Annotated in this window: 10 protein-coding genes and 1 tRNA gene; 4 read left to right on the top strand and 7 right to left on the bottom strand. The window is 64.6% G+C overall.

All coding sequences use genetic code 11. The features are described from left to right. Positions 1 to 66: 66 nt before the first annotated feature. Positions 67 to 142: transfer RNA gene (locus tag DW352_RS02865), tRNA-Trp, on the bottom strand. A 257-nt stretch (positions 143 to 399) separates the two neighbouring features. On the opposite strand from DW352_RS02865, the gene DW352_RS02860 reads away from it, so the two are divergent. After that, positions 400 to 1200 carry a siderophore-interacting protein gene (locus DW352_RS02860; RefSeq protein ID WP_115688354.1) on the top strand — a complete coding sequence of 267 codons (801 nt, stop codon included), beginning with the start codon at positions 400 to 402 and terminating at the stop codon, positions 1198 to 1200. 251 nt (positions 1201 to 1451) lie between these two features. After that, positions 1452 to 3257 carry an ABC-F family ATP-binding cassette domain-containing protein gene (locus DW352_RS02855; protein WP_115688352.1) on the top strand — a complete coding sequence of 602 codons (1806 nt, stop codon included), beginning with the start codon at positions 1452 to 1454 and terminating at the stop codon, positions 3255 to 3257. Positions 3258 to 3330: 73 nt separating this feature from the next. Here DW352_RS02855 and DW352_RS02850 read toward each other — a convergent pair whose 3' ends face one another. The 6 genes from DW352_RS02850 to DW352_RS02825 all read right to left on the bottom strand — a co-directional run bounded on the left by DW352_RS02850 (position 3331) and on the right by DW352_RS02825 (position 18342). Beyond that, positions 3331 to 4203: an FkbM family methyltransferase gene (locus DW352_RS02850; protein ID WP_115688350.1), complete on the bottom strand. Its 873-nt coding sequence runs from the start codon at positions 4201 to 4203 to the stop codon at positions 3331 to 3333. A gap of 57 nt (positions 4204 to 4260) precedes the next feature. Continuing rightward, a complete protein-coding gene (locus DW352_RS02845; protein WP_115688348.1) occupies positions 4261 to 6321 on the bottom strand; it encodes an O-linked N-acetylglucosamine transferase, SPINDLY family protein in 2061 nt (686 codons plus the stop codon). 164 nt (positions 6322 to 6485) lie between these two features. Continuing rightward, positions 6486 to 14579, bottom strand: a complete 8094-nt coding sequence (locus DW352_RS02840; protein ID WP_115688346.1) for a beta strand repeat-containing protein — start codon at positions 14577 to 14579, stop codon at positions 6486 to 6488. A gap of 444 nt (positions 14580 to 15023) precedes the next feature. After that, positions 15024 to 15749 carry a hypothetical protein gene (locus tag DW352_RS02835; RefSeq protein WP_115688344.1) on the bottom strand — a complete coding sequence of 242 codons (726 nt, stop codon included), beginning with the start codon at positions 15747 to 15749 and terminating at the stop codon, positions 15024 to 15026. 77 nt (positions 15750 to 15826) lie between these two features. Continuing rightward, entirely contained in the window at positions 15827 to 17062 is a 1236-nt protein-coding gene (locus DW352_RS02830) for a tyrosine-type recombinase/integrase (protein WP_115688342.1), read from the bottom strand. 1061 nt (positions 17063 to 18123) lie between these two features. Then, positions 18124 to 18342 (bottom strand): hypothetical protein, encoded by a 219-nt coding sequence (locus tag DW352_RS02825; protein ID WP_115688340.1) that lies wholly within the window; start codon positions 18340 to 18342, stop codon positions 18124 to 18126. Positions 18343 to 18830: 488 nt separating this feature from the next. Between DW352_RS02825 and DW352_RS02820 the strand changes: the two genes are divergently transcribed. Together DW352_RS02820 and DW352_RS02815 are read left to right on the top strand one after the other, a co-directional pair. Then, the gene (locus DW352_RS02820; protein WP_115694209.1) at positions 18831 to 19091 is read left to right on the top strand and encodes a type II toxin-antitoxin system ParD family antitoxin; all 261 of its coding nucleotides are present in this window, start codon (positions 18831 to 18833) and stop codon (positions 19089 to 19091) included. Beyond that, complete coding sequence (locus tag DW352_RS02815) at positions 19088 to 19387, top strand: type II toxin-antitoxin system RelE/ParE family toxin (protein WP_115688338.1); 300 nt, start codon at positions 19088 to 19090, stop codon at positions 19385 to 19387. Before DW352_RS02820 ends, DW352_RS02815 begins: the two co-directional genes overlap by 4 nt. The last annotated feature ends 10 nt before the right edge of the window (positions 19388 to 19397 follow it).

Here is a 19397-nt window from a genome sequence, read left to right as displayed (position 1 = left end):
TCTAGTCATCGCCGCGGGACTTTGCCCGGGGCTTAAAACCGCTACCGAAACTGCCGGGTCACCGCCTGGCAGGAGCGGAGGGTCTCGAACCCCCAACCCCCGGTTTTGGAGACCGGTGCTCTACCAATTGAGCTACGCTCCTCCGGAAGCGGATGCGGCGGACCATACATGGCCCGCCGCGGCGCTGTCATGCATTATAGAGCGCTGTAATGCAAGGGCGATTACAAAGCCCGGTTGCGGCCTTTGGTCCCCCGAAACAGCAGGTTCGGAGGGATTAGGCCACCGGATCGGCTTGGCCCGGCGATTGGCCATCCACATATTAACGGTATCGGCCGGGCGCCACGGGGGCGAGGCGCGGCGCGATGCCTCGTCGATTTTCCAGCCAGGAGCTCCGTTTCCATGACTTCTTCCGCTGCGCCGACGGCCGGAGCCGCCGATCCGCGCCTACCCTCCCGTGTCCGTCATGAAGCGCGCCGTCGCGAACTGACGGTCCAGGCGGTCGAGAAATTGACCCCCAGCATGGTCCGCGTGACCGTCGGCGGCCCCGATCTCGCCGGTTTCACCAGCCTGGGGTTCGACGACCACGTCAAACTGTTCTTCCCGGTTCCGGGCGCCGAGGCCGGCGCCGAACCACAGATGGCGGGACGGAATTACACGCCGCGCCGGTACGATCCGGTGGCCGGCACGCTGATCATCGACTTCGCCCTGCATGACGCAGGCCCCGCCACCCAATGGGCCGAGCAGGCCAAACCCGGCCAGACGCTGACCGTCGGCGGGCCGCGCGGCTCCTTCGTCATCCCGGTCGATTACGACTGGCACCTGCTCGTCGGCGACGACACCGCCCTGCCCGCCATCGCGCGGCGGCTGGAGGAACTGCCGGCCGGGGCCAAGGCCGTCGTTCTCATCGAGGTCGATTCCGCCGCCGACGAAATCGCCCTCACCACCAAGGCCGATGCCGACATCCGTTGGGTGCATCGCAAGGGTGCACCGGCGGGCGATGCCGCCTTGTTGTCGCAGGCGTTGCGCGCCAGCCCGTTGCCGAAGGGCGACTATTACGCCTGGGTCGCCTGTGAGAGCAGCGCCGCCAAGGCGCTGCGGACCCAGCTCCTCGCCGAATGCGGCGCCCGCCCGCAATGGACACGGGCCTCGGGCTATTGGCGGCGCGGGACGGCCGACGTGCACGACAACTACAACGACTGAGCGGTTGTTAAAGGTCATTCCGGGGCGCTCGCGGAACGCGAGCGAACCCGGAATCCAGCAATATGCTCTGCTCGATTTTCTGGATTCCGGATCGCCGTCTACGGGGCCGCGCGGCCCCGTAGACGGCGTCCGGAATGACAGCAGCTTGTAAACGGCGACGGACCATGCGCGTGCCCGCCGCCAAACTTTGACGTGGAGGCACACCACCTGTACCGGTGCGCCTCCACGCGGCGGCGCAACAACGAGGCGACATGGCTCCCCCTCTTCTTCAGCTCAAGGACATCGCACTGACCTTCGGCGGCACGCCGCTGCTGACGGGGGCGGAGTTGTCGGTCTCGACCGGCGAGCGCGTGTCGCTGGTTGGGCGCAACGGCTCGGGCAAGTCGACCTTGCTGCGCATGGCGGCCAGGCTCCTCGAGCCCGACCGTGGCTCGGTGTTCGTGCAGCCGGGCGCGCTCGTCCGCTATCTGCCGCAGGAGGCGGACTTCTCCGGCTACGAGACCACGCTCGCTTATGTCGAGGCCGGCCTGAAGCCGACCGACGATGCTTACATCGCGCGCTACCTGCTCGAGCAGCTCGGCCTCACCGGCCAGGAAGATCCGGCGCACCTGTCCGGCGGCGAAGCGCGACGCGCCTCGCTCGCCCGCGTGCTCGCGCCCGATCCCGACATCCTGCTGCTCGACGAGCCGACCAACCATCTCGACCTGACGACGATCGAATGGCTCGAGCGCGACCTCGCAAGCCGCCGCACCGCCCTTGTCATCATCAGCCACGACCGGCGCTTTCTCTCCAACCTCACCCGCTCGACCGTCTGGCTCGACCGCGGCACGACGCGGCGCATCGAACGCGGCTTTGCCCATTTCGAGGAATGGCGCGATCAGCTGCTCGCCGAAGAGGAGCGCGAGCAGCACAAGCTCGACCGCAAGATCGTCGCCGAAGAGCACTGGATGCGCTACGGCGTCACCGCCCGGCGCAAGCGCAACATGCGCCGCGTCGGCGAACTTGCAAGCTTGCGCGAGCAGCGCCGCACCTATCGCGGCGTCACCGGCGCCGCCACCATCACCGCAAGTTCAGCCGAACAATCCGGCGTGCTGGTGATCGAGGCCAAGGGCATCGGCAAGATCTATGGCGATCGCGCCGTCGTCTCCGACTTCTCCATTCGCGTCCAGCGCGGCGACCGTATCGGCATCGTCGGCCCGAACGGCAGCGGCAAGACGACGTTGATCAGCATGCTGACCGGCGCGCTCGAACCCGACACCGGCACGGTGCGGCTCGGCGCCAATCTCGCGGTGGCGACCCTCGATCAGCACCGCGACAGTCTCAATCCCGAAACCACCGTGCGCGATGCGCTGACCGGCGGCCACGGCGACACCGTCATGGTCAACGGCGCCGGCAAACATGTCGTCTCCTACATGAAGGACTTCCTGTTCGCCGCCGAACAGGCGCGCACGCCGCTCGGCAAACTCTCGGGCGGCGAGCGCGGCCGGCTGATGCTGGCACAGGCTTTGGCGAAGCCGTCGAACCTCTTGGTGCTCGACGAGCCGACCAACGATCTCGACATGGAAACGCTGGACGTGCTCGAGGACATGCTCGCCGATTATCCCGGCACGGTGCTCTTGATCAGCCACGACCGCGACTTCCTCGACCGCCTGGTGAGTGCCGTCGTCGTGCCGGAAGGCGATGGGCGCTGGATCGAATATGCCGGCGGCTATTCCGACATGCTGACGCAACGCGGCGCCGATCTCGCGCGCGAGGCACCGAAGACGGAAGCGCTCAAGGCTGGGAAAGAAGGCGCGGCGTCAGAACCAGCCGCCGCCAAGAAGCGCATGTCGTTCAAGGACAAGCACGCGCTGGAGACGCTGCCGAAGAGCATCGCCGCCTGGCAGGCCGAAGCGGCGAAGCTGCAGTCAAAGCTCGACGATCCGAGCCTCTACACGCGCGATCGCCCCGGCTTCGAGAAGATCACCGCCGTGCTCGGCGAGTTGCAGCAGAAGATCGCTGCCGCCGAGGAACAGTGGTTGGAGCTGGAGATCATGCGCGAGGACCTGACGGGGTAAGGCGCGTCAATCAAGCGCCCTCGCCGCTTGCGCGCTTCACCCTCCCCTGGAGGGAAGGGTGAAGCGGAGCGTTCTACGCCGCCGCGGCGGCCGCGGACGCCCGCAGAATCTCGAGATAACGCCCCACCGCGTCGGCCGGCAGCGCGTTGCGCCCAACGAGATTGTGGATGCAATTCGCCGCGAGATCGTACGACGCGTAGCAGTGGTGCGCCACCATCGCGAGATGCTTGAGCTGTTCGAGCGACATCTTCTCCGGCTGCGTGAAATCCCGCACGTAGACGATGTCGGCCTCGAGCAGCTGGTTCATCGCCGCGAAGATGTTGTCGGCGTAATGGATCGGCAGGATCATGCGCTTGTTGATCTTGTCGAACATGTGCGGGATGAAGCCGAGCGCCCGCAAGGCCGTGTCGATCTGACCGAACACCGGCTCGTTGAGATAGAGCGGCACGAACGAGATTTCGGTCTGAATGGCGATGGCGTTGATCAGCCGCGCGCTGCCGTGGCGGAAGATCGCCAGTTCGCTGCCCTGCACGTCGATCTTGAGGAAGTCGAGGTTGGGGATCTCGCTGATGCTGTCCAGCGTGCGCGTCTCGACCGGGATCTCCTTCACCACGCGGCCGAACTGCGCGAAACCCGGGAAGCAGTTGAGCACGCGCGGATTGGGCGTGTGCAGGCTGGTCATGCCCGGCGCCTGGCAGATCTTGAGCGTGCCCGGCGTGCCGTCGCCGACGGCGTAAGGCAGATAGGTTTCGAGGTCGCTCTTGCGCGTGTTGAGCGCGGCCAAGCCCTCGGCCTGCGGCTCGAAGCCGACCAGCGTGCAGAGCCGGTTCGCCAGCATCCGCTTGTACGGCGGATCGGTGTCGATCGGATTGGCGCCGATGTCGACCACGGCGGTGAGACGCTCCGGCTGCAGCAGCGCGGCGAGCGGATCAGAAGTGAAAGTCATAGGAAACCCTCTGGGAATTGTTGCGGTGACGAACGCACGCCTTGAACGCGGTTTGCCTCACGCAACGGCCCGGGGGCCCGTACGCTTAGCGTTTTCCTGCCTCGCCTCGCGCCACAGGCGCTCGTCGAACGGAATGGGATAGGCGCTGTGCCATTCGGCCAGCTTCTCCTGATAGAGCGCGAGGAAGGCCTCGTCGCTCAGCATCTCGGCGCTCTCGATATCGAGACCGAGGCCGATCTCGTGATAGACGTCGAGATTGCGCAGGTCCGGCACCGGCAGGTTGCCGCCCTTATAGTCGCTCCACATCTGCTGATAGAGCTCTTCCAGGCCGCGCACGAGCGCCGGCGTGTTGAACAGGGTGCAGGTGTCGCGGCCGGCCGCGAGCTTGGCCTTGATCGCCGCGAGACGCTCCGGATTGCGCGCGAGTTCGACCGCCAGCGCGACGTATTCGTCGGCCGAGCCGCAGGCGAGTTCGGGCACACCGGCGGCGCGCACGAGGCTGGCGCAGACGCGCGCGGCGAAGCTGCGGCCGGGCCAAGTCACGATCGGCACGTTCATCCACAGCGAGTCCGCCGCAGTGGTGTGCGCGCCATACGGCATCGAGTCGAGGAACAGGTCGGCGAGCGGATAGCGCGCGAGATGGTCGGGGTTCGCCATCTTGTCGGCGAAGATGATGCGGTCGGGCGCGACGCCCTGCTCCGCCGCCGCGCGGCGCAGCCGCTCATTGGCGTCCGCGGTGCCGGTCAGCAGCCACAGCACGCTGTTCGGCACCTGGCGCAGCACCGCCATCCAGCGCTGGAACACGCGCGGCGTGGTCTTCTGCGTGCCGTTGAACGAGCAGAAGACGAAGGCGTCTTCCGGCAGGCCGACCTGCATGCGCGTCGGGCGGTTGGCCGAGACGGTGCGCTTGCGGTCGTTCGGCTGATAGCACGGCAGCCGCAGCACCTTCTCCGAATAATAGAGCTCGTGGCTCTCCGGGATGATGGTCTCGTCGGCGATGATGTAGTGGTGATAGGGCGTCCCCATCGTGCCGGGGAAGCCGAACCAGTTCACCGCGATCGGCGCCGGACGGCGCGCGAACACCTTGGTGCGCGCATCCTTCGTATAGCCGTTGAGGTCGATGATGATATCGACGCCGTCAGCAGCGATCTTCTCGGCCGCCTGATCCTCGGTCATGCCGTTGATGTCGGTCCACTGCGTGACCGCGTTCTTGATGCGCGCCTGCGTCGCATCGGCACGGTTGATGCCGCAGTAGTAGGCGTAGATCTCGAACTTGTCCTTGTCGTGCAACTCCATGACGTCGGTCATGGCGAAGCCCACGGCGTGCTCGCGCAGATCGGACGAAATGTATCCGATACGCAGCTTGTCGTGGCGCGCGCCCTGCGGCCGCGCGACGGTCTTCGGCATGCCGATCGCCTTCTTGGCGTAGGCATAGGCCTTGGCGAGCTGGAACACCGGCTCGTCGGCCAGACACGCCAGCGACAGCGACGAGATGCCGTTGTGCATGTCCTTGCGGGTCGCCCGTTCCCACGGCTCGATCGCCGGCCACTTGCACTGGCGCTGACGCAGCGAGATCCAGTGCTGCATCACTTCCGTTTGGTTGACGTTGATGTCGAGGCTCTGCTTAAGCGCATCCTCGGCGGCGGCGTCGTTGTTGGCGCCCTCGAGCACCCGGCCGATCTGCTGCAACGCTGTGGTCTTGTGCGACACCGACTCGCCGTTAATGGCGGCCAGGTTATTCACCAGCGTCAGCCACTGTGCGACGGCGGTGCCGCTCTGCCCGCTGTCTTCCAGCGCGCGGCCGAGGTTGATGTGGGCGGGGCCGAAATCCGGCTTGATGCGCAGGCATTCGCGCAGCGCGTTGATGGCGCCGACATTGTCGCGAACCGCCATCAGCGAAGCGCCGTAGTTGAAGTAGACGGCGTACAGGAGCGCGTCGTCGCCGTTATAGGCAATCCAAGTCCGGTAGAGGTCGACAGTCGCCTGCGGCTGTCCGGCCTCGGACAGTGCGACGGCCGCACCGAAAAGATCGACCACCGGCATTTGGCGCGATGCGGCGCGCTTGACGGCGTCATTGTAGAAATCGGTAGCGGCAGTCAGTCCGAGCGGCTCGGTCATGGTGGCGTCCTATAGGCGTTGATGATGCAATACGCGCCGGTCGGCCCCAGCCCGGAGCCGCCTCGGTTACGCAACAAAACGCAGTACGGTACGCCTTACTGTATCCGTTAGCCGCCGCCGGCCGGGCCCTGGGTTACCCCAGGGCCGCCCGGCGGTATGGCCGATCAGGCCACGAGCGCCACGAGCGCGCTCGCCTGTTCGGCCGACATGACCGCGATCTGGGCACTTGTAAACGCGTTCCCCTGAGTCGTGGTCAAGGAATTGATCTGCTGAGTCGTGAGGCCCGCGATCGCCGCCGTGCTCAGAGACTTGATGCCGGTGGTGCTCGACAAAGACTTGAAGTTGGTCGTCGTCATGCCGGCGACCTGGGCGGCCGTCAGTGCCCCAGCCTGCGTTGTATTGAGCGCGCCGAGTTCGGTCGTCGTCAGCGCGTTCACCTGGTTCACCGTGAGTGCGGCGACCTGGGTACCAGCCAGGTTGCCGACCTGCGTGGTGGTCAGGGTGCCGATCGAGGTCGTGCTCAGACCCGAGATTTGGGCGGTCTTGAGGTCGACGATGTCGATCGCCTTCAGGTTGGCCGCCGACAACCCGTTGAGCTGGGTCGAGGTCAGCGCCTGCGCCTGCGTCGTCGACAGCGCGCCAACCTGGGTCGTGGTCAGGTTGTTGAGCACCGTCGTCGTCAGGCCGCCGACCTGCGCCGCCGTCAAGGCATTCGCCTGCGTCGTGGTCAGACCTTGCAGCTCGGTCGTGGTCAGGGCGCCGATCTGGCTGGCCGACAGGCTCGACACCTGCGTCGACGTCAGCGCGGAGACCTGCGTGGTCGTCAGGTTGCCGATCGCCGTGGTCGACAGACCGCCGATCTGCGCCGTCGACAGCTTGCCAATGCTCACCGCGTCGAGGTTGGTGGTCGACAGACCGTTGAGCTGCGTGGTCGTGAGACCCTGCACCTGCGTCGTCGAGAGCGCACCGACCTGCGTCGTGCTCAGGTTGTTCAGCACCGTCGTGGTCAGGCCGCCGATCTGCGCCGAGGTCAGCGCGTTGGCCTGGGTCGTGGTCAGACCCTGCAGCTCGGTCGAGGTCAGGGCGCCGATCTGCGTCGCGGCCAGCTTCGCCACCTGCGTCGACGTCAGGCTCGAGACCTGCGTCGTCGTCAGGTTGCCGATCGCCGTCGTGGTCAGGCCGCCGATCTGAGCGGTCGACAACTTGCCGATGCTCACCGCGTCGAGGTTGGTGGTCGACAGACCGTTGAGCTGCGTGGTCGTGAGGCCCTGCACCTGCGTCGTCGTCAGCGCGCCAACCTGCGTGGTGGTCAGGTTGTTGAGCACCGTCGTGGTCAGGCCGCCGATCTGCGAGGCCGTCAGGGCACCTGCCTGCGTCGTGGTCAGGCCCTGCAACTCGGTCGAGGTCAGCGCACCGATCTGCGATGCCGACAGCTTCGCCACCTGCGTCGAGGTCAGGTTGGAGACCTGCGTCGTCGTCAGGTTGCCGATGGCCGTCGTGGTCAGACCGCCGATCTGGGCAGTCGAGAGCTTGGCGACACTGATGGCGTCGAGGTTCGCCGTCGAGATGCCGTTGAGCTGCGTCGTCGTCAGACCCTGGACCTGCGTGGTGCTGAGAGCACCGACTTGCGTCGTGCTGAAGTTGTTCAACACCGTGGTCGTCAGGCCGGCGATCTGCGCCGAGGTCAGCGCATCCGCTTGCGTGGTTGTCAGACCGCGCAATTCGGTCGACGTCAGCGCACCGATCTGCGACGCGCTCAGCTTCGCCACCTGCGTCGAGGTCAGGTTCGAGACCTGCGTCGTCGTCAGGTTGGTGATGGCGGTGGTCGAGAGGCCACCCACCTGGGCGGTCGACAGCTTCGCCACGCTGATGGCGTCAAGGTTCGCCGTCGAGATGCCGTTGAGCTGCGTCGTCGTCAGGCCCTGCACCTGCGTCGTCGACAGCGCGCCAACCTGCGTCGTGGTCAGGTTGTTGAGCACGGTCGTGCTCAAGCCCGCGATCTGCGTCGCCGTCAGAGCATTCGCCTGGGTCGTGGTGAGACCCTGGAGTTCGGTCGAGGTCAGTGCGCCGATCTGCGCCGCGCTCAGCTTCGCCACCTGCGTCGAGGTCAGGTTGGAAACCTGCGTCGTCGTCAGGTTGCCGATGGCTGTCGTGGTCAGACCGCCGATCTGCGCGGTCGACAGCTTCGCGACGCTGATGGCGTCGAGGTTCGCCGTCGCGATGCCGTTGAGCTGCGTCGTCGTCAGGCCCTGCACCTGCGTGGTCGACAGCGCCCCAACCTGCGTGGTTGTCAGGTTATTGAGCACGGTCGTGGTCAGGCCAGCGATCTGCGTGGCGGTCAACGCATCCGCTTGCGTGGTTGTCAGACCCCGCAATTCGGTCGACGTCAGCGCGCCGATCTGCGACGCGCTCAGTTTCGCCACCTGGGTCGAGGTCAGGTTCGAGACCTGCGTCGTCGTCAGATTGGTAATCGCGGTGGTCGAGAGGCCACCCACCTGCGCGGTCGAGAGCTTCGCGACGCTGATCGCGTCGAGGTTCGCGGTCGAGATGCCGTTCAGCTGCGTCGTCGTCAGCCCCTGCACCTGCGTCGTCGACAGCGCACCGACCTGTGTCGTGCTCAGGTTGTTGAGCACGGTCGTGGTCAGGCCACCGATCTGTGTCGCCGTCAGCGCGCCCGCCTGCGTAGTGGTGAGACCCTGCAGCTCGGTCGAGGTCAGAGCGCCGATCTGCGAGGCGGAGAGCTTCGCCACCTGCGTCGAGGTCAGGTTGGAGACCTGGGTCGTCGTCAGGTTGCCGATGGCGGTCGTCGTCAGGCCGCCGATCTGCGCCGTCGACAGCTTGGCAACGCTCACCGCATCGAGGTTGGCGGTGGACAGGCCATTGAGCTGCGTCGTGGTCAGACCCTGCACCTGCGTGGTCGACAGCGCGCCAACCTGCGTGGTCGTCAGGTTATTGAGCACGGTCGTGCTCAGGCCCGCGATCTGCGTCGCCGTCAGCGCATTCGCCTGCGTGGTCGTCAGACCCTGCAATTCAGTCGAGGTGAGCGCGCCGATCTGCGAAGCGCTCAGCTTCGCGACCTGGGTCGAGGTCAGGTTCGAGACCTGCGTCGTCGTCAGATTGCTGACCGCCGTCGTCGTCAGGCCACCGATCTGCGCGGTCGAGAGCTTGGCAACACTGATGGCATCGAGGTTGGTCGTCGAGATGCCGTTGAGCTGGGTCGTCGTCAGGCCCTGCACTTGCGTCGTCGACAGCGCCCCCACCTGCGTGGTTGTCAGGTTATTGAGCACGGTCGTCGTCAAGCCGGCGATCTGCGTCGCCGTCAGCGCATTGGCCTGCGTGGTCGTCAGGCCATGCAACTCGGTCGAGGTCAGCGCGCCGATCTGCGACGCGCTCAGCTTCGCGACCTGCGTCGAGGTCAGGTTCGAGACCTGCGTCGTCGTCAGGTTGGTGATGGCGGTGGTCGAGAGGCCACCAATCTGCGCCGTCGAGAGCTTGCCGACGTTCACCGCGTCGAGATTGGCGGTGGACAGGCCATTGAGCTGCGTGGTCGTCAGGCCCTGCACCTGCGTGGTGCTGAGGGCGCCGACCTGCGTCGTGGTCAGATTATTGAGCACGGTCGTCGTCAGCGAACCAAGCTGGGTCGCCGTGAGCGCATTCGCCTGGGTCGTGGTCAGGCCCTGCAACTCGGTTGTCGTCAGCGCGCCGATCTGCGTCGCCGTCAGGCGCGAGATCTGCGTCGAGGTGATGCCGCTGACCTGCGTCGTCGTCAGGTTGCCGAACGAGGTCGACGTCAAGCCGGCGAGCTGTTGGGTCGTGAACTTCGTGATATCGAGCGCATCGAGGTTCGCCGTCGAGATGCCGTTGAGCTGGGTCGTCGTCAGACCCTGCACCTGCGTCGTCGACAGCGCCCCCACCTGCGTCGTCGTCAGGTTGTTGAGCACGGTCGTCGTCAGGCCGGCGATCTGCGTCGCCGTCAGCGCATTCGCCTGCGTGGTGGTCAGCCCATGCAGCTCGGTCGAGGTCAGCGCGCCGATCTGCGAGGCGGAGAGCTTCGCCACCTGCGTCGAGGTCAGGTTCGAGACCTGCGTCGTCGTCAGGTTGGTGATGGCGCTGGTCGAAAGGCCACCGATCTGCGCGGTCGAGAGCTTGGCAACGCTCACCGCGTCGAGATTGGCGGTGGACAGACCGTTGAGCTGCGTGGTCGTCAGGCCCTGCACCTGCGTCGTGCTGAGGGCACCGACCTGCGTTGTGGTCAGGTTGTTGAGCACGGTCGTGGTCAGGCCGCCGATCTGTGTCGCCGTCAGCGCATTCGCCTGGGTGGTGGTCAGGCCCTGGAGCTCGGTCGAGGTCAAGGCACCGATCTGCGCCGCGGTCAGCTTGGCGACCTGGGTAGCGTTCAGGGCCGCGACCTGATTCGTGGTCAGGTTGGTGATCGAGGTGGTGCTGAGGCCACCGACCTGCGTCGCCGACAGCTTGGTGGGATCAAGCGTGGCGATGTTGGACGCCGAGAGGCCGTTGAGCTGGGTCGTGCTCAGACCCTGCGCCTGCGTCGACGTCAGGCCCGCAAGCTGGACCGCGGACAGGTTGTTGAGCACCGTCGTGGTCAGCGAGCCGATCTGCGTCGCCGTGAGCGCAGCGTTCTGCGTCGTCGTCAGACCCTGCAGCTCAGTGGTCGTGAGAGCACCGATCTGCGCCGCGCTCAGCTTGGCAACCTGAGTCGAGGTCAGGTTCGACACCTGCGTCGTGGACAGGTTGCTGATCGAGGTAGTGCTGAGGCCAGCGACCTGCGCGGTCGACAGCTTGGCGACGCTGATGGCGTCAAGGCTCGTCGTCGAGATGCCGTTGAGCTGCGTCGTGGTCAGGCCCTGCACCTGGGTGGTGCTGAGAGCCCCGATCTGCGTGGTCGTCAGGTTGTTGAGCACCGTCGTCGTCAGGCCAGCGATCTGCGTCGCCGTCAGCGCATTGGCCTGCGTCGTCGTAAGCCCATGCAGCTCGGTCGAGGTGAGCGCGCCGATCTGCGACGCGCTCAGCTTCGCCACCTGCGTCGAGGTCAGGTTCGAGACCTGCGTGGTGGACAGGTTGCCGATCGACGTCGTGGTCAGACCACCGATCTGAGCCGTCGACAGCTTCGCGACGTTGATGGCGTCAAGGTTCGCCGTCGAAATCCCGTTCAGCTGCGTGGTCGTCAGCCCTTGCACCTGCGTGGTGCTGAGCGCGCCGACCTGGGTCGTCGTCAGGTTATTGAGGACGGTCGTGGTCAGACCACCGATCTGCGTCGCCGTCAGGGCGCCCGCTTGCGTCGTCGTCAGACCCTGCAATTCGGTCGAGGTGAGCGCGCCGATCTGCGAAGCCGACAGCTTCGCCACCTGCGACGTCGTCAGGTTCGAGACCTGCGTCGTGGTCAGGTTGCCGATGGCCGTCGTGGTCAAACCGCCGACCTGCGCCGTCGATAGCTTGGCGACACTGATCGCGTCGAGGTTCGCGGTCGAGATGCCGTTCAGCTGCGTCGTCGTCAGCCCTTGCACCTGCGTGGTGCTGAGCGCGCCGACCTGCGTGGTCGTCAGGTTGTTGAGGACGGTCGTGGTCAGACCGCCGATCTGCGTCGCCGTCAACGCATTGGCCTGCGTGGTGGTCAGGCCCTGCAATTCGGTCGAGGTCAGCGCGCCGATCTGGGTGGCGGTTAGCTTCGCCACCTGCGTCGAGGTCAGGTTCGAGACCTGCGTGGTCGACAGGTTGCCGATCGACGTCGTGGTCAGACCACCGATCTGTGCCGTCGACAGCTTGGCGACACTGATGGCGTCAAGGTTCGCCGTCGAGATGCCGTTGAGCTGGGTCGTCGTCAGCCCCTGCACCTGCGCGGTGCTGAGCGCACCGACTTGCGTTGTGGTCAGGTTGTTGAGGACGGTCGTGGTCAGGCCGGCGATCTGCGTCGCCGTCAGCGCATTCGCCTGGGTCGTGGTCAGGCCGTGCAGCTCGGTCGAGGTGAGCGCGCCGATCTGCGAAGCCGACAACTTCGCCACCTGCGACGTCGTCAGGTTCGAGACCTGCGTCGTCGTCAGGTTCGTGATAGCGGTGGTCGAGAGACCGCCGATCTGCGCGGTCGACAGCTTGGCGACGTTCACCGCGTCGAGGTTGGCGGTGGACAGGCCATTGAGCTGCGTGGTCGTCAGGCCCTGCACCTGCGTGGTGCTGAGCGCGCCGACTTGCGTGGTCGTCAGGTTATTGAGGACGGTCGTGGTGAGGCCCGCAATCTGCGTTGCCGTCAGCGCGCCCGCCTGCGTGGTGGTCAGGCCCTGAAGCTCAGTCGAGGTCAGCGCGCCAATCTGCGAAGCGGACAGCTTCGCCACCTGCGTCGAGGTCAGGTTCGAGACCTGCGTCGTCGTCAGGTTGCCGATGGTCGTCGTGGTCAGGCCGCCGACCTGCGCGGTCGAGAGCTTCGCGACACTGATCGCGTCGAGGTTCGCCGTCGAGATGCCGTTGAGCTGGGTCGAGGTCAGAGCCTGCGCCTGCGTGGTCGACAGCGCGCCGACTTGCGTGGTCGTCAGGTTATTGAGGACGGTCGTGGTGAGGCCCGCAATCTGCGTTGCCGTCAGGGCGCCCGCCTGGGTGGTGGTCAGGCCCTGCAGCTCAGTCGAGGTCAGCGCGCCGAGTTGCGCGGCGCTCAGCTTCGCCACCTGCGTCGAGGTCAGGTTCGAGACCTGCGTCGTGGTGAGGTTGCCGATCGCCGTCGTGGACAAACCGCCCACTTGGGCGGTCGAGAGCTTCGCAACGTTCACCGCGTCGAGGTTGGCGGTGGACAGGCCGTTGAGCTGCGCCGTGGTGAGACCCTGGACCTGGGTCGTCGACAGCGCGCCGACTTGCGTGGTCGTCAGGTTATTGAGGACCGTCGTGGTCAGGCCCGCGATCTGCGTCGCCGTCAGCGCATTCGCCTGCGTGGTCGTCAGACCGCGCAATTCGGTCGACGTCAGCGCACCGATCTGCGAGGCCGACAGCTTCGCCACCTGCGTCGAGGTCAGGTTCGACACCTGCGTCGTCGTCAGGTTGGTGATGGCCGTCGTGGTCAGACCGCCGACCTGCGCCGTCGACAGATTGCCGACATTGATGGCGTCGAGGTTTGCGGTCGAGATGCCGTTCAGCTGCGTCGTCGTCAGACCCTGCACCTGCGTGGTGCTGAGGGCGCCGACTTGCGTGGTCGTCAGGTTATTGAGGACGGTCGTGGTCAGGCCGGCAATCTGCGTCGCCGTCAGCGCGTTCGCCTGGGTGGTGGTCAGGCCCTGCAGTTCGGTCGACGTCAGCGAACCGATCTGTGCGGCGCTCAGCTTCGCGACCTGCGTCGAAGTCAGATTCGAGACCTGCGTCGTCGTCAGGTTGCCGATCGCGGTTGTAGAAAGACCGCCCACTTGGGCGGTCGAGAGCTTGGCGACATTGACGGCATCGAGATTGGCCGTCGACAGGCCGTTGAGTTGCGCCGTTGTCAGAGCCTGGACTTGCGTCGTCGACAGCGCGCCAACCTGCGTCGTCGACAGATTGTTGAGCGTCGTCGTCGTCAGGCCGCCGATCTGCGTCGCGGTCAGCGCGCCGGCCTGGGTCGTGGTCAGGCCACGCAGTTCGGTCGAGGTCAGCGCACCAAGCTGGGCGGCGCTGAGCTTCGCGATCTGCGTCGAGGTCAGGTTCGAAACCTGCGTCGTGCTGAGGTTGCCGACCGCGGTCGTCGTCAACCCGCCGATCTGCGCGGTCGAGAGCCTCGCGACGTTGATCGCGTCGAGGTTGGTCGTCGAGATGCCGTTGAGCTGGGTCGTCGTCAGACCCTGCACCTGCGTGGTCGAGAGCGCGCCAACCTGTGTCGTCGTCAGGTTGTTGAGCACCGTCGTCGTCAGACTGCCGATCTGCGTCGCCGTCAGCGCATTGGCCTGCGTGGTGGTCAGGCCCTGCAATTCGGTTGTGGTGAAGGCGCCGATCTCGGCGGCCGTCAGCACGCTCATTTGCGTGGTGGTGAGGCTCGAGACTTGCGTGGTGGTGAAGGCGTCGAATTGGGCGGTCAGCAGCGCGCGCATCGTTGCCGATGACAGCGCGGCGACCTGCGTGCCGTAGAGCGCCTGCAGGTTCGTCGTCGAGATGACGTTGACCTGCGTCGCGGTGAGCGCCGCGACCTGCGTGGTCGAGAGCGCTTGGAGGTCTGTGCTGGTGAGGGAAGAGATCGCGGTAGTGGTGAGGCCCGCAATTTGCGTCGCGGACAAAGACGTAACAATCGACGACATCTAAAGGTACTCCATCCCGACGGTACTGTCGCGTGGCCCCATCTGGGGCGAATGAGAAATGCGGGCGGAGCTTCACATCTAAGTGTTAATTGACTCTCACTTTTCGACGCATGCGATACGAAATTACCTCAAGCCAAGATAAGAAATGTCGCTAATTTGCAGGCGTTTGGCGTGTTATCGCGCGTTCGAACGGCCGGTCGCCGGCATCGGCTGCATAAGATTCAGCAGTCCTTAATCTTCGTTACTTCGATCGCGCGCGCGGCCGCGATGACCAGGAACGGCGACGGCGCCGTACGGCATGGGAGTATGAGAAGATCAGGAAGGGTTGGAGCGGGTGAAGGAAGTACCATTCCAGGACAATACAGGCACTTAGCTCCAGGTGCGGGCCAAAACCGGCCTTTGATGCACAAAGACAAATAGTGGCGGCCCCCGCACTACCCCGAATCAAGGACCGGGGCTTGGCAACCCGGCCTCTGCCGCATCCGAGTTCAGCGCCGACGCAATGAACCCGCCGGGGCTGTGCATCCAGCTTTGGTATTCAGCCATCCTCATCGGCGGGAAGTTCGCCGACTCGGGGTCCTCCCGCCGCATCCGCCGTATTTCGCCGCAAATGGCGTGCACCTGGGCGGCAGATATCCCAAGCGCCTCGGCCACGTAGACTTCGGCCTCGGTCGAGGGACCTCTGAGCCCTTGCGCTTTCGCACGGGCATACTCTCCCCGGTACAGGGCTTCAACGTGGTGGGGCCACCAGGGCCACTGTTTGACCGCCTTCAGCCGCTCGCCCGGAGAGGCGTCGCCACTCACAAGCGGGCTGATCGTCCCCAGCTTGCCCAGGATTTCCTCGTGAAGCGCCCTTGGCTGCTTGACCACCGGACGGCCTCGGCCGGAAAGCCGCTGCATGCGCTTTTCGGCGGCAGAGTTGACGCCCAATGCTCTCAGGTGTGGAAGGTCGGCCTTCTTCCAGTCATGCCGCCGCCGGTAGGCGTCCCGAAGCTGCCGCCGGTGGAAGCGCCGCTCCTGGTCATCCGCCCAGGCGACAATGGACTGCCAAGCAAACGCCGCGCACAGCACAAGCACCGCGCCGACGCCCAACTTGAGGGCATCGGGCTCCAGATGCTGTCCAGAATGAACGTCTGCCATGGCCAATCTGGTGGGCTGGGATTCATTCATCACCGATCTCCTATCAGTTCTGCGGTGATGCTGCCCAGGATGATAACCCAAGGCACGATAAATAAAGTCGGCAGCTGCTAGGCAGCCAGCTCCTCCCCCTCCTCGGCGTTGTCGTTGGCCGCGATCACCCCAGGCTTGCCGCTCTCAGTGGTGGCCCCGCTGCGCACGTTGATCGCCGATGCATCGAGCCGCGTCTTGATGTGGGCGGCGTAGTACTTCTCGATCATGTCCACGCTGGTGCGGCAGTTCCAGGCGATCTGCAGCACGTTGGCGCCTTCCAGCAGCCGGAAGGAGATGTAGGTGTGCCGGAGGCTGTAGAACGTCCTCGGCCTGCCCTCCCGGTCGTACTTGAGCTTGAGCTTTTCCAGGATGCGGTTGAACAGGTCCCGCTGCAGCGAAGGGAATATGCGATCTGTCGGCTGAGGCTGGTTGCGTTTCTGCAACCGCCGAAAGATCGGCACCGCGTTGGCGGTGCTCTTGCAGGGTCCGTAGCCGCGCTTCCCGCGGCATTCGATCACAAGAATGGTTTCACCGCTTCGGTCGTCATCCACGACGCTCACGTCCCGATATTCGAGGCGCGCCGCCTCATCGGGACGTAAGCCGGTGTTCGCCATGAACAGGATGAAGTCATGCAGCTGAGCGTATTCCCGCGCGTAGCGGCGATGGGGCGGTTTTTTCGCCATCGCCTGGGTCTCGGTATACAGCGCCCGGTACTCCTCGGGCGAGAACCAGGCGCGGTGCGATACCTTGGTGTTCAACCGGTAAGGCTCCGACAGGTCCGGCAGTCCGGCAATCCATTGGTGCCGCAGCGCCGTCTTCAACACTTGCCGAATGACCACAATCTCCTGGTGGATCGTGTTGCGGGCCGGTGCCTTGCCTCCGGCTGCCTTGCACTGCTCGACACGATGAACCCGGTATTCCTGCACGAGCCCGGAGGTGATTTGCGAGATCGGCTTGTCGCCCATGAACGGGTTCAGGTGCTTTTTGACCCTGCGTTCATGCCCGCCGACGTATATGGGACTACGGTGCCCCTCGGTCAGGGCCTTAAACTCACGCAGAAAGAGCTCGGCGACTTCCCTGAAGGTTTTCTCTTTGTTGACCTGCTTCAGCTCGCCCAGCTCGCCGCGCTTAAACTTGCTTCGCAGCTCTAAGTACCATTCCTCAGCCGCATCTTCGGCTTGCGATAGTTCGTCCTTCTTCGTGCTGTCGCGGAAGCGGACGCCGCCGACGGTGGTCGAGCACTGCCAGAAACGAGCATCTGGCCGCTTATAGAGGTGAACTTTGCCACCGAGGATGGTGTGGCGCGCTGTCATTCTTCTTCTTTCTTTGAGCGTGCCAAAAGCGTGTCACGAGTTTTTGAATACAGCAAGCATGATGATCGCGATGTAAGTGTTTGAATTATTGGTGCCCGTGGCTGGACTCGAACCAGCACTGGAAGGATTTTAAGTTGAGACGCACAAGCCGGAGTGCCGCAGATTTCCTGGTGTTTTTGGACGTTGGTAATTCAGCGTGCCAAATACCGTGCCAAAAATGCGCTCCCCGCATCTAGCAAACAGACTAGCATTCGCCGCGCACCTGTCTAACGAACTGCGTCCTCTTTGCCGCTCACTGTTGCAGGAATGAATCAAGGCCGTATGCGGTCATCTGTTGACGCGGGCGCTCGATGGACTCATATTGCGGCCATCGCTCCGAGAGCGGTTATTCAACAAGCAAGGGGCCGTGCTAGCGGCCCCTTGTTGCTTTACCGGCTCAGGCTGATCGAGAGAAATACTCTCAACCGCCCGACCCATAGGGCAAGCACGCCACGAAGGCTCATAGGCGTCGCTCCTTATTTTGGTTATTCAACGCAGCGACCCATGGACCTTGCGGCGCACCGTTCTAGCACGCGCCGACTACGCCAAAGCCCAAGCTGCCCAAGGGCTGTGCGCCTGCGAATGTCCGATGTCCGCTGAAACCCGCTATCTTTCTGAGGGGTCATGGTCCTCCATGACCCCTGCCCCTCTGGCGAAGAGCGGGGGTAAGCAAGCGCAAGAGGTCTTGGTGCGGCCGCAGCGCAGCGAGGCTCGGCCTCTTGCGCGAGCGAGGGGCAGCGCCCCTTAGCAAACCACGCGAAAAAGCGGCGTACGGACCAAAGCGCAGCGGGTCCGTTCGCCAGCCCCGAGACCGGTTAAAAGGGCAGCCGCAGGAGCGTCAGCATAGCGCCGCCGCAGGCGGGACGCGGGACCGACTGCCCCCGGCGAGGGGTGCCATACCGCGCAAGGGATCGTCACCGCAGGCCGAGACGCGAAGCGGCTCGGGGCGAAGCCTAGAGCCCGGTCCGGCACAGCCGGATGCGCAAACAAAACGCCGGCACACAAGGTGCCGGCGATCGCTTTCATTTCTTGGGTTCTCGCGCTTTGCCTTCGGGCGCTGCTTCTCTAACCTTAGGCGTGCGCAAGACGATGCGCCCACTGACCGGGAACGCATTGAGCTGGACATTATAGCCCTTCCCGTCTTCATGCGCCCAGGCCGCTCCGATTTTCGACCAGAACGCATCATCTCCATCGCCGTCGACAACAAACGCATCGAAGGCAGGCTTCGCCTTTTTCGACAAGTGGTTCTCCGTGAGGTTTGCCGCGTGAGCGGTCCACGGAGTTGAAAAGGAATCCGCTGGACCTGGCGCCCGGCGGCGTTGACCCGGAAATCATCACAGGCAGCCACTACACCGTCAAAGCCGTTGGAGCGCCGCAGCTCAAATTCAAGGCTATTCGCCAGTTTCTCGAGGAACAGCCGCAGCAGTCGGGCCGCAAGTATCAGACATCATGTCAGGTGAGATCCCGCCGATCACGGAGGGAACCGGCAATCTTGCGCGGCTCAATCCGGACAAGTCATTGGAATGACGAATATCCAACCGGCAAAAGAACCGGCAGTCCGATGCCTTCTCCGCACCCGATGCGGAGATTGACGGCTTTATTCTCAGCAGGCACGGAATTTCCCATCGGGCGCCCTCCCGCTTGGCCAATTCGTTGCTAAAACAATGACTTATACGATGTTGATAACTATTATTAAGCCATGGCATACTGAACTATGGAGGACAAGCACATGATCAGTGGCGAATTGGGCAGTCAGTTGGAGGCCTACGTAAACGAGCTGGTGAAGTCTGGCCGCTATCACTCGAAGAGCGAAGTGCTGCGCGAAGGCGTGCGCCTGGTGCAGGAACGCGAGGCACGCCTCGCCGCGCTGGACGCGTCGCTTGCGCGTGGCATCGCCGACGCCAACGCTGGCCGCACAAAGCCCGCCAGTGATGTCTTTGACCGGCTCGAAGCCAAGTACCAGGGCCAGGCGAAAGACAAGGGCCGGTGATCGTCGTCGTAACCGACGAGGCTGCGTTCGATCTCGAACGGATCGGCGATGCCATTGCCCAGGATAATCCCACGCGGGCCATCACCTTCGTCCGCGAACTGCGCCTAAGCTGCGAAAGCCTCGGCGAATTCCCGAAAGCCTATCCCCTGGTGCCGCGCTACGAGGACTCCGGCGTGCGGCGTCGCGTCCACGGAAATTACCTGATCTTCTACCGCATCGGCATCGACACCGTCGACGTGCTGCATGTACTTCACGGCGCGATGGACTACGCGGCCCTGCTTTTTCCAGAAGGCTAAGAACGTCGGT

Source organism: Pseudolabrys taiwanensis, from assembly GCF_003367395.1.
Lineage (GTDB): Bacteria > Pseudomonadota > Alphaproteobacteria > Rhizobiales > Xanthobacteraceae > Pseudolabrys > Pseudolabrys taiwanensis.
Note: the sequence above shows the minus strand (reverse complement) of the source record. Positions and strands in the feature narration are given on the sequence as shown.

What these genes read in the sequence shown, in the direction of transcription:
- DW352_RS02860 (WP_115688354.1), top strand. Translation starts at nt 400, where the DNA reads ATGACTTCTTCCGCTGCGCCGACGGCCGGAGCCGCCGATCCGCGCCTA.
- DW352_RS02855 (WP_115688352.1), top strand. Translation starts at nt 1,452, where the DNA reads ATGGCTCCCCCTCTTCTTCAGCTCAAGGACATCGCACTGACCTTCGGC.
- DW352_RS02850 (WP_115688350.1), bottom strand. Translation starts at nt 4,203, where the DNA reads ATGACTTTCACTTCTGATCCGCTCGCCGCGCTGCTGCAGCCGGAGCGT.
- DW352_RS02845 (WP_115688348.1), bottom strand. Translation starts at nt 6,321, where the DNA reads ATGACCGAGCCGCTCGGACTGACTGCCGCTACCGATTTCTACAATGAC.
- DW352_RS02840 (WP_115688346.1), bottom strand. Translation starts at nt 14,579, where the DNA reads ATGTCGTCGATTGTTACGTCTTTGTCCGCGACGCAAATTGCGGGCCTC.
- DW352_RS02835 (WP_115688344.1), bottom strand. Translation starts at nt 15,749, where the DNA reads ATGAATGAATCCCAGCCCACCAGATTGGCCATGGCAGACGTTCATTCT.
- DW352_RS02830 (WP_115688342.1), bottom strand. Translation starts at nt 17,062, where the DNA reads ATGACAGCGCGCCACACCATCCTCGGTGGCAAAGTTCACCTCTATAAG.
- DW352_RS02820 (WP_115694209.1), top strand. Translation starts at nt 18,831, where the DNA reads ATGATCAGTGGCGAATTGGGCAGTCAGTTGGAGGCCTACGTAAACGAG.